Origin of the sequence: Comamonas sp. w2-DMI, from assembly GCF_040187735.1 — a bacterium.
GTDB classification, from domain to species: Bacteria; Pseudomonadota; Gammaproteobacteria; order Burkholderiales; family Burkholderiaceae_C; genus Comamonas; species Comamonas terrae.
In genome coordinates this window covers 117953-131543 of record NZ_JBANEL010000016.1, presented here as the reverse complement: position 1 = coordinate 131543, position 13591 = coordinate 117953, and the positions used below count along the sequence as shown (strand labels likewise).

Here is a 13591-nt window from a genome sequence, read left to right as displayed (position 1 = left end):
CCGTGGCAGGGCGGTACGTACCACCACGCCTGACACATCAGCGCCGTGCCCGCTGGACCACGTCAACCGGCACTTCAAGGCCAGCCGTCCCAACGAGCTGTGGGTATCGGACTTCACCTACGTCTCCACCTGGCAGGGCTGGCTGTACGTGGCCTTCGTGGTGGATGTGTACGCCCGGCGCATCGTGGGCTGGCGGGTCAGCCGCAGCATGCAAACGGACTTCGTGCTGGATGCGCTGGAGCAGGCGCTGTATGCCCGCCAGCCAGCAGCCCATGCCTTGACGCACCATTCCGACAGGGGCAGTCAATACGTCAGCATCCGCTACACCGAACGGTTGGACCAGGCGGGCATACAGCCCTCGGTGGGCAGCCGGGGTGACAGCTACGACAACGCGCTGGCCGAGACCATCAACGGTCTGTACAAGGCCGAGCTGATTCACCGCCGGGGCCCCTGGAAGACCAGGGAATCCGTGGAGCTGGCCACCTTGCAGTGGGTGCACTGGTTCAACCATGTCCGACTACTCACGCCGATTGGGGGCATCCCTCCGGCAGAAGCTGAGGCAAACTACTGGAGGCAACTAGCCGTCAGCGACACCTCGGCAGAGGTGTCAACTTAAACCAATCGGCCTCCTCAAAACCCGGTGCGATTCATCCAGCCTCTGCCAGAAGGACAGAGCCTGCTCGTCCATGCCATATGTGGGGTCAGTACCCCAGGCCAAAATGCAGAACTTCAAGCCGATGAAGTCGTCGAGGAGCCTCGACTGGCGATCCACCGTGGCCACACGAGGCTGGATGAACATGCGCCCCACGGGACTAGCAGGTGCGACCTCCAGGCCATGAATCAGACGGCCAATGAAGGATTCCTTTTTTTCGGCCATCAGGCCTACCAGGCGACTCAACGGGGTGTTGCCCGAGCGGTCAATCAATCCGGCAAACGGTGCTCTAGCTCCCTGATTGCTCGTGGCCGTATTGTGCAGCACGACACCTTGCTCGTAGCGCGGCATGGGTTTGAAGCGCATCTCCGCAAAGTACTGCTTAACAGGAGGTACGGCGTTGAGTGCCAGCATGACCGTGTCGCGAACTTTGGCGGCGGAGTGACTTTCCGGAGCGAATATGTCGCCGGCTACTTCGGAAAGGTGAATCATGCTGCGTGCATGATCTCGACGTTCCTGTTCGTAACTGTCCAACAGACCGCTGCCGGCTTCGCCCTTGACGACCAGGGCCAGCTTCCACGCCAGGTTGCTGGCGTCACGCATGCCGCTGTTGTAGCCTTGGCCTTGCCAGACCGGCATGATGTGCGCGGCATCGCCTGCCAGAAGAATGCGGCCTATACGGAACTGAGCGGCCAGACGTGCGTTGTGGGTATATACGCGTTTGCGGATGTAGTCGACCTTGTCCGGTTCGGGAACTACCTTGCGCATGAGCTGGGCCAGGTTCTCAGGCCTAGATAGTTCCTCCTCTGTCTCTCCGGGCATGACCATGAATTCAAAGCGACGAATGCCATGCGGAAGTGCCGCAGAGACATATGGCCTTTCAGGATCGCAATGCATGTCGATATGTGGAGTACCCAATGGGTCATTGCGTACGTCCACCACGATCCACTGATTGGGCTTGGTTCGTCCCTCGAAGGGCACATTCAGCTTGCGACGGACCAAGCTGTTGCCGCCGTCGCTTGCAACCAGATACTTGGCGCGCAGCGTGCGCTCCAAACCATCGGAGTTCTTGATGACGATCGCGACTCCCGTATCGTCTTGGGTAAAGCTCTGCAACTCCTGTCCCAGCAGTACCTGGACGTGCTCAAACCGTTGCAGGCCGCGGTAGAGGATGTCATCCACCTGAGGCTGGATGAAAGCATTGCGGCGCGACCAGCCAAATTCATCCGTTCGTGGCTCGATCGACGCAAAGCACTGGCCGCTGGCGGTATAAAAACGCATCCAGTGATGAGGGGTGATATGAGCCTGGACCTGCTCGGAAAGACCGGCCGTCTGAAGCGTCCGTAGCGACTCGTCATCAATGCCGATAGCGCGGGGGTAGTCAATGATCTGCGGCAACTTCTCGGCGACTATGACGCGCACTCCGGCAAGGCCAAGGGTATTGGCCAGGGTCAGGCCAACAGGGCCTGCTCCAATGATCACTACATCAGCATCCTCTTGGGTCGCTGGATTTTCTTGGGTGGCTTGCATTCGATGTCTCCGTGTTTGAGAGCGCGTTTATTGCGGTTTTGATGATTGTCAAAACACTCGAACGTCCTGAAAACAGCGTGCACCTGGTGCACATTGGGCTAGGTGCAAACCCTTCAGTCTTGATCTTTGACGAAACAAAGCCCGCTCTTGAGCGGCTGGATGAGTGAAGTCTCGTCCGTGACTGGCGCGTCACTTTTTCGGAGCGAATCGACAAGACCTGGGCAATCGCCATAGGTATCGCTGGCAACTGTTCACCAGCATGAGCGGGCGTGCTGCAGGTCTGCTGCCTGGAAAGAGTTCATACAATGGCCCGCTTCAGGATGCCTTCGTCAACTGCGCGGATTTTGTTGGGATGGTGCACAAACACTGGAGCACATGATGAACTCCCCGTTGCTACGTACTGCTCTACCGAGTGACTACAAAGACGTGCGAAGCCTGTCTCGAGGGTTGGCCGTTCTGCAGGCGATGAACAGATCGCCGGGGGGGGATTGCCACGACCACTGCGCTGGCACAGACTTGCGGCATACACCGAACGACCGTAAAGCGCCTGCTGGAAACCTTGCGTGCAGAAGGCTTTGTGCGCAAGGGGGAGAAAGATGGGCAGTACTACCTGACCTTCGCAGTACGCAGCCTCAGCGAAGGGCTGGTAGACGATGCCTGGGTAGAGCAGGTCGCATTGCCGCTGATGCGCTCAGCCGTGCCAGAGTTGCTTTGGCCATGTGATCTGGGCACGGTCGAGGGTGGCTTCATGGTAGTGCGCGAAAGTACCCATCGATTCAGCCGGCTGTCCCAGCATCGAGGCATGATCGGCGAGAAACTGCCGATCTTCTTCACCGCCATAGGGCGAGCTTACCTGGCTGCCTGCTCCAAGGAAGAGCGCGATGGCCTGTTGATGTTGCTTGCGCAGCGCGATGACGCAATTGGTGCTCTAGCGCGAGACATGGATGCGATAAAGCAACTGATAGCTACCACCCGAGAGCGGGGATACGGCATTAGCGAGGGTGATTGGGATCAACAGGCACCTTTCGGAGCAGTGGCCGTGCCCTTGAAGTGTGGGCGTCGCCTAATTGGAGGCTTGAACCTGATCTTTCCGAAGTCTGCTGTTGCTGAAGAAGAACTGCTAAACCGGTATGTACCTCGGCTCAAAAAACTCGCACTGCGCATGGGGCGGAATATCGCTCCATGGTTTGACTAGCGAAACCGGTTGACTTCGCTCTGCTAAGCCAACACAGCCAATGATCTGTTCTTCTGTAAATCTCTTTTTCACGTCCAATCTCCTATTGCATGGGATTGGACTCCAAGCTCACCTGCCACTCAACTCCGGGGAGACGTCGGGCCAATAACAATGGCTCGCTAGCCGCCAATAAAAAACGCCCCTGCGGGCGTTTTTTATTTCCAGGAACTAGCCGACGCCCAAGGCTGCGGCCGGCCCTTTATCACTTCTTCAGATCAAACCGGTCCAGCTCCATGACCTTGACCCAGGCAGCCACGAAGTCCTTGACGAATTTCTGGCTGGAGCCGGCTTCGGCATAGACCTCGGCCAGGGCGCGCAGGACGGCATTGGAGCCGAAGACCAGGTCCGCACGGGTGCCGGTCCATTTCTTTTCGCCGGTCTTGCGGTCCACGCCTTCGTAGGTGCCGTCTTCCAGCGCCTTCCACTGCGTGCCCATGTCCAGCAGGTTGACGAAGAAGTCGTTGGTCAGGCGGCCCGGGGTGGCGGTGAACACGCCGTGCCGGCTGCCGCCGGTGTTGATGTTGATGGCGCGCAGGCCGCCGATCAGCACCGTCATCTCGGGGGCGGTCAGCGTCAGCAGCTGGGCCTTGTCGATCAGCTGAACTTCGGCCGGCACGGCGTTCTGGCGCTGCTGGTAGTTGCGGAAGCCGTCGGCCTTGGGCTCGAGCACGGCAAACGAGTGGATGTCGGTCTGCTCGTCGCTGGCATCGGCGCGGCCGGGGGCAAAGGGCACGGTGACCGCGACGCCGGCGTCGGCTGCGGCCTTTTCCACGCCTGCATTGCCGGCCAGCACGATCATGTCGGCCAGCGAGATGCGCTTGTCGCCGTCGGCGGCTTTGTTGAATTCGCGCTGAATGCCTTCCAGCACGGCCAGCACGCGGGCCAGCTGTTCGGGCTGGTTGGCTTCCCAGTCCTTTTGCGGTGCCAGGCGGATGCGCGCGCCGTTGGCGCCGCCGCGCTTGTCGGAGCCGCGGAAGGTGGAGGCCGAGGCCCAGGCCGTGCCCACGAGCTCGGAGACCGTGAGACCCGAGGCCAGCACCCTGGCCTTGAGAGCGGCCACGTCGGCGTCGTTGACCAGCGGATGCCGGACGGCGGGAATCGGGTCCTGCCAGATCAGTTCTTCCTTCGGCACCTCGGGGCCAAGGTAGCGCGAACGCGGGCCCATGTCGCGGTGGGTGAGCTTGAACCAGGCGCGCGCAAAGGCTTCGGCAAAGGCCTGGGGATTCTCCAGGAAGCGGCGCGAGATCTTCTCGTAGGCCGGGTCCATGCGCAGCGACAGGTCGGTGGTCAGCATGGTGGGCTTCTTGTTGGGGCCGCCATGCGCGTCGGGTATGACGTCGGGCGCATCCTTGGCCACCCACTGGATGGCACCGGCAGGACTCCTTTCCTGCACCCATTCGTACTTGAACAGGTTCTCGAAGAAGAAGTTGCTCCACTGTGCGGGCGTCTGGGTCCAGGTCACTTCCAGCCCCGAGGTGATGGCGTCGCGGCCGGAACCGGTGCCGAAGCTGCTGGCCCAGCCCAGGCCTTGGGCTTCCAGGCCTGCGGCTTCGGGCTCCGCGCCCACATGCGAGGCCGGGCCCGCGCCGTGGGTCTTGCCGAAGGTGTGGCCGCCGGCGATCAGGGCCACGGTTTCCTCGTCGTCCATGGCCATGCGGGCGAAGGTGTCGCGGATGTCGCGGGCCGCGGAGACGGGGTCGCCATTGCCGTCCGGGCCTTCGGGGTTCACGTAGATCAGGCCCATCTGCACGGCGGCCAGCGGGTTCTCCAGGTCGCGCTCGCCGCTGTATCGGCTATTGGGCTTGTCGCTGGTGGCCAGCCATTCCTTCTCGGCGCCCCAGTAGACGTCGAGGTCGGGTTCCCAGGTGTCCTCGCGGCCGCCGGCAAAGCCGAAGGTGCGGAAACCCATGGTCTCCAGCGCCACGTTGCCGCACAGAATCATCAGGTCGCCCCAGGAGATCTTGTTGCCGTATTTCTGCTTGATGGGCCACAGCAGACGGCGCGACTTGTCGATGTTGACGTTGTCCGGCCAGGAGTTGAGCGGCGCGAAGCGCTGCTGGCCGCGGCCAGCGCCGCCGCGCCCGTCCTGCACGCGGTAGGTGCCGGCGGCATGCCAGGCCATGCGGATGAACTGCGGGCCGTAGTGGCCGAAGTCGGCCGGCCACCAATCCTGCGAATCGGTCATCAGCGCCCGCAGGTCGCGCTTGAGGCCCTCGTAGTCGAGCTTCTTGAATTCCTCGGCGTAGTTGAAGCCGGCATCGAGCGGGTTGCTCTTGCTGCTGTGCTGGTTCAGCAGGTCCACGCGCAGCTGGTTGGGCCACCAGTCCTTGTTCGTGGTGCCGTGGCCGGCAGCGGCGGTGGCGCTGTGGGCCTGCTGGGCACTGTGGAAGGGGCACTTGGATTCGGTCGTCATGGGATCTCCGTTTCAACGAGTCGTTTCGGGGGACAAGCGATGGATACCTGCTGGTAGCGGCAACGCAATGAATATTTAATAGCTGTTAACTATTAAATTGAATTCATTATGTTTTTAAGCTATCAATGAGACAAGGTGTTTTCGATTGAAAAAATCCAAGTTCACCATAGCGATAAATATCGGTCCGATCCGTGATGCAGCGCAAGAGCAATGCATGCATGGAGCGCCGCGCGGGCAGGGAGGGGCGGGGCCGTCTTCAGCCGGCCACCAGCTTGTGCACCAGATCGGCTGCGGTGGAAGCGCCGTACTTGCGCATCAGCCGCGCGCGGTATATCTCCACTGTGCGGTGGCTGATGGCCAGGGCCTTGCCGATTTCCTTGGAAGTCAGGCCTTCGAGCAGGCGGGCCGCGACCTCGCGCTCGCGGCCCGTGAGTTCAGCCTTGACGGGGCGCTGGGCCGAGAGGTCCTCGAAGCTCCAGATGCCCGAGGCATGGGGATTGTTGCGGTCCAGCGTGCGCCCCGAGACATGGCACCAGAAGGTTTCGCCGTTGGCGCGCTTCATGATGCGGTTGTCCGAATAAAAGCCCTTGGCGTTGAGGATGGGCGCGATGCGCGCGCCCAGGCGTTCGTATTCGTCGGCGCTGGGGTAGAGCACCTGGAAGGACTGGCCGATCAGCAGTTCGCGCGAGGCCGCAAACATCTCGCACAATTGCAGGTTGCAGTCGATCATGGTGCGGTTGCGCGAGATCACCAGGCCCACTGGGGCTGCTTCGAACGCCAACCGATAATCAACCGCCATGGTGCTGCTCTTTACGAAAAACTACTTACTCAAGTACGTAGTATCGTAGCGCATCCGATTCAAGAAGGAGACATGTGTGAAAAAGCTCTATCCATCCGCACAAGCGGCGCTGCAGGGCGTCGTGGCTGACGGGCAATTGCTGGCTGTGGGTGGTTTCGGCCTCTGCGGCATCCCCGAGGCCCTGATCGATGCACTGGTGGCCAGCGGCGTGAAGAATCTCACGGTGGCTTCCAACAATGCCGGCGTGGACGGCTTCGGCCTGGGCAAGCTGCTGGAGACCCGCCAGATCAGGAAGATGATCTCCTCCTATGTGGGCGAGAACAAGGAGTTCGAGCGCCAGTACCTGGCAGGCGAGCTGGAGCTGGAATTCACGCCCCAGGGCACGCTGGCCGAGAAGCTGCGTGCCGGCGGCGCCGGCATCCCGGCCTTCTTCACCAAGACCGGCGTGGGCACCATCGTGGCCGAAGGCAAGGAGCTGCGCGAGTTCGACGGCGAGACCTATGTGATGGAGCGTTCGCTGGTGCCCGATGTGTCCCTGGTCAAGGCGCACCGCGCCGACAAGAGCGGCAACCTGCAGTTCCGCCTGACGGCGCGCAACTTCAACCCCGCCGCGGCCACGGCCGGCAAGGTCTGCATCGTGGAGGTGGAGGAGATCGTCGAGGTCGGCGAGATCGCGCCCGACGACATCCATCTGCCCGGCATCTATGTGCACCGCATCGTGCACAACCCCCATCCTGAAAAGCGCATCGAGAAGCGCACGTTGACCGAGAAAAAAGGAGCCTGAACCATGCCCTGGACGCAAGACCAAATGGCCGCGCGCGCGGCGCAAGAACTGGAAGACGGCTTCTACGTGAACCTGGGCATCGGCATTCCCACGCTGGTGGCCAACCACACGGGCGACAAGGAAGTGTGGCTGCAATCCGAGAACGGCATGCTGGGCATCGGCCCGTTCCCCACCGAAGACCAGGTCGATGCCGACCTGATCAACGCCGGCAAGCAGACCGTGACCACGCTGCCGGGCTCGTCCATCTTCGGCTCGGACCAGTCGTTCGCGATGATCCGCGGCGGCAAGATCAACCTGTCCATCCTGGGGGCCATGCAGGTGTCCGAGAAGGGCGACCTGGCCAACTGGATGATTCCGGGCAAGATGGTCAAGGGCATGGGCGGCGCCATGGACCTGGTGGCCGGCGTCAAGCGCGTTATCGTGCTGATGGAGCATGTGGCCCGCAAGAAGGACGGCACGACCGACCTGAAGATCCTGCCCGCCTGCACGCTGCCGCTGACCGGCGTGGGCGTGGTGGACCGCATCATCACCGATCTGGGCGTGATGGACGTGACTCCCGAGGGACTGAAGCTGGTGGAGCTGGCACCCGATGTGAGCTTCGAGGAAATCCAGTCCAAGACGGGCGTGGAGCTGATCCGCTGAATCCGGCCTCCTGTCGGACGCAAAAACGCAGCCCCGGGCTGCGTTTTTTATTGCCCTTCATGCCTGGGCTGTGTCTGTCGCAGGCCTGGGGTAACGGTGAGGTGGAGGCCCCGCCGCCGACGGATTTCCCGCACCTGCCGTGCCTGCAGGAAAACGGACGCACGGCGATGTTGCCCTATGCTTGCGTCTTCCCGCCAACGCAAAAAATCACCAGACCGCGCTCCCATGACTGTCGATTTGTCCCTGACTTGCCGTGATGTCGATTCTGCCGTGCACAGGCTGGTCCGGCTGTACGAGGAACTGGCACCGGAGCATCTGGCCGGGCTGGGTGCCTACTATGCGCCCGATGCCTACTTCAAGGATCCCTTCAATGAAGTGCGCGGGGTGCCCGCGATCACGCGCATCTTCGAGCACATGTTTGCTTCGCTGCAGGATCCGCGCTTTGTCGTCACGCAGAAGCTGGTGCAGGACGACAGGGCCTTCCTGGAATGGGAATTTCGCTTCCGGTTGCGGCGCTGGCGGCCTGAAGTCGAACAGTGCATCCGCGGTGCCTCGTCCCTGCGTTTCGACGCCCAGGGCCGTGTGGCACATCATCGCGATTACTGGGATGCCGCAGAAGAGCTGTACGAGAAGTTGCCGCTGCTTGGCGCCTTGATGCGCTGGCTGCGCCGTACGGCATTCAGCTCCTCAAAGACTGGGCATGCGCAGGGTTCGCCATCCTGAGGATGGGCACGGAGGGCGCAACGGCGTTCTCCCGGTCCGGCCGCCGCGGCATGCCGAAAGCCGTTGGGACCTAGGGCAAAGAGGGGGCGGCACTTGAGGTGGCCAAACCATCGAAGGTAGTGCTGGTCACCCATTCGATGATCTGTTCATGCGTGTACTGGCCTGATTCCTTGAGCAAGCCCACGACGGGATCGCAGGCGCGCGCGAACAGCGTGTAAAGCACCAGCTCCACCGGTAGCTGCATCTGCAGCTGACCGCCTGTCTGGGCTTCCGTGATCCAGGTGCTGAGCCGGTTGCTCAGGGCTATGAGGCGATCCATGTACTCGTCGTTGGATTGCAGCGAGGCGCTGAGGCTGGAATTCTGGGCGGGAAGGGAGGGCATCTCTCCCTCCAGCTGGGTCTGCATGGCCCATCGGGTGACGGCCTTGAGCTGGTCCAGCGCCCGGACGGGCTGGCCTGCTTCGGCGGCCTGCTCGGCCGCGCTGCGCAAGCCGTCCACAAAGCCCAGTGCACGGTCCAGCACTCCGACCATCGCGGCGCCTGCCAGCTCTTCCTTGGAGGTGAACAGCTTGTACAGGCTGGCCTTGGCCATGCCGGCCTCCGCAGCCACCTCGTCCACCGTCATCGCATCGTAGCCCTTGGTGGCCAGAAGCCGGTTGACGGCGGCCACGATGGCCTCTTCGCGCACGCGCTGGATCTGTTCCCTGATTGATGAGCGAGCATTCATGAGCCGTATTTTATGACGCGCGAGGTCAGGTCGGATACTTTGTAGTGCAATTTTGATATTTGTAGTTTATAGTGTGAACTCATTAGTTCATTGTTTGTTCTTCTGGGTCTATCCGGGTGACTGGCGACTATTTCAAGGGGCTTTCATGCATCGTATAGCTGTCATTGGTTCGGGTGTTTCCGGTCTGGCGGCCGCATGGCGCCTGGCGGACGGGCAGATGCCGTTCAGCGTGTGCCTGTTGGAAGGCGGCAGCCATTTCGGAGGCCACGCGAATACGGTGGACCTTCATCTCGATGGCGTCGGCCATGCAGTCGATACGGGGTTCCTGGTATTCAATCACCGGACCTATCCGCTGCTGACGCGACTGCTCGATGAACTGAAGGTGGAGACCGCGGCTTCCGAGATGTCGTTTTCCGTCCAGGTGCCCCAGGCCGACGGCCGCAGGGGACTTGAATGGAGTGGCGGCTCTCTGGCAGGCGTCTTTGCGCAGCGGCGGAATCTGCTCAGGCCCCGCTTTCTGGGCATGCTGCGAGAGATCCTGCGCTTCAACCGGCTTGCAACGGACATCGCCCGGCGGCAAACCGAGGCGCAGCTCACGGCTTCCATCGCCGATTTCCTGGACCGGCACGGCTTCGGAAAGGCCTTTCGCAGCGACTATCTGTTGCCGATGATCGGCAGCATCTGGTCCTGTCCCACGGACCAGATGCTGCGTTTTCCTGTCGCCACGCTGATCCGCTTTTGCCACAACCATGGCCTCCTCCAGATCACGCGCCAGCCTCAGTGGTACACGGTGCGCGGAGGCTCGCGGCAATATGTGCGGCGCATGGTTGCGCGGCTGCAGCACGATGCCCGCCACGAAGCCAGGCTGAACTCCCCGGTGCTGGGCATCCGGCGGGAAAGGCATGGCGTCCTGGTGCAGCTGGCCCATGGGGCGGAGTGGTTTGACGCCGTCGTGCTGGCCTGCCATAGCGACCAGGCATTGCGGCTGCTTGGCGAGGATGCGACCCCGCAGGAGCGCGCGGTGCTCGGAAGCATCCGCTATCAACCCAACGAGGCGGTGCTGCATACCGACAAGGGCGTGCTGCCGCAGCGCACCTCGGCGTGGGCCGCCTGGAACTATGAGAGAGCCGCTTCCTCCTCGGATGAGGAAGCCGGAGTCTGCCTTCATTACCTGATCAACCGGCTGCAGCCCCTGCCGTGGCAGCAGCCGGTGCTGGTGTCGCTCAATCCTGCGCGTGCGATCGCGGAAGACAAGGTCCATGCGCGCATCCAGTACAGCCACCCCGTCTTCGACCAGGCCGCGATTGCGGCCCAGGCAAGGGTGGGCGAATTGCAGGGACATCTTCGCACCTGGTTCTGCGGCGCTTGGTGCGGCTATGGCTTCCACGAGGACGGCCTGCGCTCGGGTCTCAGGGCCGCCGAAGCCGTGTCGGATTCGCTCGCTCGCAGCGCCTCCGCAACTTCCCGTGCCGCCGTGGCGGAGGCCGTATGAACTTGCGTCCGCTGATCGGGTTCGGCCATGTCTGGCATCGTCGGCTGCGGCCGGTGACGCATGCATTCCGTTACCCGGGATATTTTCTGCTGCTGCCCATGCGCAGCCTGCGCGCGCATCCCGATGCCTTGCTGCACCGCAACCGGCCCGGCTGGATAAGCTTTCATGATTGCGATCACGGCGATGGCGGCAACGATTGCCTGGCCTGGTTCGAGCAGCTGCTCCGGGAAGAAGGCATTGACGGTGCCGATGGCGAGATCTGGCTGCATACCTTTCCGCGTGTGCTGGGTTATGCATTCAAGCCGGTAAGTTTCTGGTATGCGCACAAGGCCGACGGTTCGCTGGCGGCGGTCCTGGCCGAAGTCAACAACACGTTCGGCGAGCGGCATGCCTATCTTCTTGCGGGGCCTGACCTCGCCTGGGGGCGCGAGCAGGCGGCAAGCAAGCAGTTCCATGTATCGCCGTTCTGCGAGGTGCGAGGAGAGTACCGCTTCCGTTTCGAGCGCAGCGAAGACCGCACCGTGGTGCGGGTGGATCTCCATGACGAGGCGGGCCCGCTGCTGTGCACCGGCGTGGAAGGCGCGCTGCAGCCATTGAGCATTTCCCATGTGCGCCGCGCTTTCTTCGGCATGCCGCTGATGACGCTGGGGGTCATCTTCCGCATTCACTGGCAGGCGCTTCGCCTCTGGGCCAAGCGCCTGCCTTTCCACCGTAAACCTTCCGAGCCCAAGCGCTTCGTCACACGATGAACACGACCACTGCCCCCGTATTGAGTCCGTCCTCCGCTGCGCCGCGCTCCATGCCTCGCAGCGCGCGCCGCGTCATGAAACTGCTGGAGCGCCTGCCATGCGGCCACCTGGACGTGCAGCTGCCGCAGGGGGGGAGTGCTGCATTTTCCGGGGAAGAACCCCGCGGAAGCCGATGCGCGCTGCACCATCCAGCAATGGAATGCCCTGGAGCGCATCCTGCGTTCCGGCGATATCGGGCTGGCCGAGGGCTACATAGAAGGGGAATGGGACAGCCCGGACCTCAGCGCGCTGCTTCGGCTGTGCATCGGCAATCGCGACCATATGGAGCAGCTGGTATATGGCAGCTGGTGGGGAAGAATGGGCTTCAGGCTGCGTCACCTGCTGCATCGCAACACGCGGGCGGGCAGCGCCCGCAACATCCATGCCCACTATGACCTGGGCAATGACTTCTACCGGCTCTGGCTGGATCCGAGCATGAGCTACAGCGCCGCCTGGTTCGGGGGGCTCGACGGCGAGGCCTTGGAGCAAGCCGACCTGCAGCAGGCGCAACAGGCCAAGATGAGGCGCGCGCTGCGCGAGGCGGGACTCCAGCCCGGCCAGCGCCTGCTGGAAATCGGTTGCGGCTGGGGGGCTCTCGCGCAGACTGCGGCCACCGAGTTCGGCGCCCACGTCACCGGCGTGACGCTGTCGCGCGAGCAGCTGCAGTGGGGCGTGCAGCGCATCGCGCAGGCCGGTCTGCAGGGGCAGGTCGAGCTGCATTACCAGGACTACCGGGATCTGGCCGCCCGGCATGCCGAACGGCCCTTTGATGCGATTGTTTCCATCGAGATGTTCGAGGCCGTGGGACATGAATATTGGCGCAGCTATTTCCAGACGCTGCGCGACTGCCTCAAGCCCGGGGGCCATGCCTGCCTGCAAACCATCACGCTGCGCGAGGACCTGTTTGCGCGCTACCTGCGCTCCACCGATTTCATCCAGCAGTACATCTTCCCGGGAGGGCTGCTGCCCAGCATTCCTGCTTTCGAGAGGGAGGCGCTGAACGCAGGCCTGATCGTGGAGAACAGGATGGGCTTCGGCAAGGACTATGCCGAGACCCTCAGGCGCTGGCGCAGCTCCTTCGAGGAGAACCTCGACGCCGTACGAGGCCAGGGTTTCGACGAGCGCTTCATCCGCATATGGAGGTTCTACCTGGCCTATTGCGAAGCCGCGTTCGACATGGGCAACACCGATGTCGTCCAGTTCACCTTGCGCAGGCCCGGCCATGATTGACGTTCGGCGCCGCCAAGCCCTGGTCTGGAGCGCCAGCTTTCTTGCTCCTATTCTTGCTGCAATGACCCACGATCTTCCGGCCGCTGTGCCTGCCCTCCCGCCAGAGCTGCGCTCTGCCTTGCCCTCGGCCCGCCTTGTCGGCAGCGGCGTATTGCGCTTCTTTGGACTGCGCGTGTATGAAGCCCGCCTTTGGGCGCCGCCTGGCTTCGAGCCAGCGGACTATGCGCGCCAGCCGTTCGCCCTGGAACTGATCTACGACCGCAAGCTGGAGGGCGAGGCGATCGCCGAGCGTTCGGTCGCCGAGATGCGGCGTGTGGGCGGCTTTTCCGATCAACAGGCACGCCAGTGGCTGCTCTTGATGAAGAAGGCCTTTCCCGATGTGGCTGCGCAGGATCGCCTGCTGGGCCTCAGCGATGGAGCGGGAGGCGTGGGCTTTTTCCATAACGGCCGTGAAACCGGGCGGATACGGGATGCGGAATATGCGCGCCTGTTTTTCGGCATCTGGCTCTCCGAGCAGACGTCCGCGCCGGCGCTGCGCGCTGCCTTGCTCGGCCAGGGCTGATCGGATCCGCGCCCC

11 protein-coding genes and 3 pseudogenes are annotated in these 13591 nt (G+C 62.6%); 10 read left to right on the top strand and 4 right to left on the bottom strand.

All coding sequences use genetic code 11. The features are described 5' to 3' along the window. A partial coding sequence (locus tag V8Z74_RS17080; protein WP_349710301.1) for an IS3 family transposase occupies positions 1-616 on the top strand: 616 nt, incomplete at its 5' end. A gap of 36 nt (positions 617-652) precedes the next feature. On the opposite strand, the pseudogene mhpA reads toward V8Z74_RS17080, so the two are convergent. Further along, positions 653-2182 (bottom strand): annotated as a pseudogene (mhpA, locus tag V8Z74_RS17075) (bifunctional 3-(3-hydroxy-phenyl)propionate/3-hydroxycinnamic acid hydroxylase MhpA); the annotation flags it as partial. A gap of 487 nt (positions 2183-2669) precedes the next feature. Here mhpA and V8Z74_RS17070 point away from each other — a divergent pair. Then, positions 2670-2726 (top strand): annotated as a pseudogene (locus tag V8Z74_RS17070) (hypothetical protein); the annotation flags it as partial. Between the two features lie 15 nt (positions 2727-2741). Beyond that, the gene (locus tag V8Z74_RS17065; protein WP_349710300.1) at positions 2742-3377 is read left to right on the top strand and encodes an IclR family transcriptional regulator domain-containing protein; all 636 of its coding nucleotides are present in this window, start codon (positions 2742-2744) and stop codon (positions 3375-3377) included. 241 nt (positions 3378-3618) lie between these two features. Here V8Z74_RS17065 and katG read toward each other — a convergent pair whose 3' ends face one another. Further along, positions 3619-5829 carry a catalase/peroxidase HPI gene (gene katG, locus V8Z74_RS17060; RefSeq protein WP_349710299.1) on the bottom strand — a complete coding sequence of 737 codons (2211 nt, stop codon included), beginning with the start codon at positions 5827-5829 and terminating at the stop codon, positions 3619-3621. Between the two features lie 256 nt (positions 5830-6085). Continuing rightward, positions 6086-6628 (bottom strand): PAS and helix-turn-helix domain-containing protein, encoded by a 543-nt coding sequence (locus tag V8Z74_RS17055; protein ID WP_066478512.1) that lies wholly within the window; start codon positions 6626-6628, stop codon positions 6086-6088. A 76-nt stretch (positions 6629-6704) separates the two neighbouring features. On the opposite strand from V8Z74_RS17055, the gene V8Z74_RS17050 reads away from it, so the two are divergent. From V8Z74_RS17050 to V8Z74_RS17040, 3 genes are all read left to right on the top strand, one after another. Then, on the top strand, positions 6705-7412 hold the full coding sequence (locus V8Z74_RS17050) for a CoA transferase subunit A (RefSeq protein ID WP_349710298.1): 708 nt from the start codon (positions 6705-6707) through the stop codon (positions 7410-7412). A gap of 3 nt (positions 7413-7415) precedes the next feature. Continuing rightward, positions 7416-8054 (top strand): CoA transferase subunit B, encoded by a 639-nt coding sequence (locus V8Z74_RS17045; protein WP_066478501.1) that lies wholly within the window; start codon positions 7416-7418, stop codon positions 8052-8054. Positions 8055-8279: 225 nt separating this feature from the next. Next, complete coding sequence (locus tag V8Z74_RS17040; RefSeq protein ID WP_349710297.1) at positions 8280-8777, top strand: nuclear transport factor 2 family protein; 498 nt, start codon at positions 8280-8282, stop codon at positions 8775-8777. A 70-nt stretch (positions 8778-8847) separates the two neighbouring features. Here V8Z74_RS17040 and V8Z74_RS17035 read toward each other — a convergent pair whose 3' ends face one another. After that, positions 8848-9504 carry a TetR/AcrR family transcriptional regulator gene (locus V8Z74_RS17035; protein ID WP_349710296.1) on the bottom strand — a complete coding sequence of 219 codons (657 nt, stop codon included), beginning with the start codon at positions 9502-9504 and terminating at the stop codon, positions 8848-8850. A gap of 145 nt (positions 9505-9649) precedes the next feature. On the opposite strand from V8Z74_RS17035, the gene V8Z74_RS17030 reads away from it, so the two are divergent. The 4 genes and pseudogenes from V8Z74_RS17030 to V8Z74_RS17015 all read left to right on the top strand — a co-directional run bounded on the left by V8Z74_RS17030 (position 9650) and on the right by V8Z74_RS17015 (position 13576). Further along, on the top strand, positions 9650-10996 hold the full coding sequence (locus V8Z74_RS17030; RefSeq protein ID WP_349710308.1) for an NAD(P)/FAD-dependent oxidoreductase: 1347 nt from the start codon (positions 9650-9652) through the stop codon (positions 10994-10996). Then, complete coding sequence (locus tag V8Z74_RS17025) at positions 10993-11745, top strand: DUF1365 domain-containing protein (protein WP_349710295.1); 753 nt, start codon at positions 10993-10995, stop codon at positions 11743-11745. The genes V8Z74_RS17030 and V8Z74_RS17025 overlap by 4 nt, the downstream gene beginning before the upstream one ends. Then, positions 11742-13014 (top strand): annotated as a pseudogene (locus V8Z74_RS17020) (class I SAM-dependent methyltransferase). The gene V8Z74_RS17025 and the pseudogene V8Z74_RS17020 overlap by 4 nt, the downstream one beginning before the upstream one ends. Further along, entirely contained in the window at positions 13007-13576 is a 570-nt protein-coding gene (locus V8Z74_RS17015) for a chalcone isomerase family protein (protein WP_349710294.1), read from the top strand. Before V8Z74_RS17020 ends, V8Z74_RS17015 begins: the two are co-directional and overlap by 8 nt. The last annotated feature ends 15 nt before the right edge of the window (positions 13577-13591 follow it).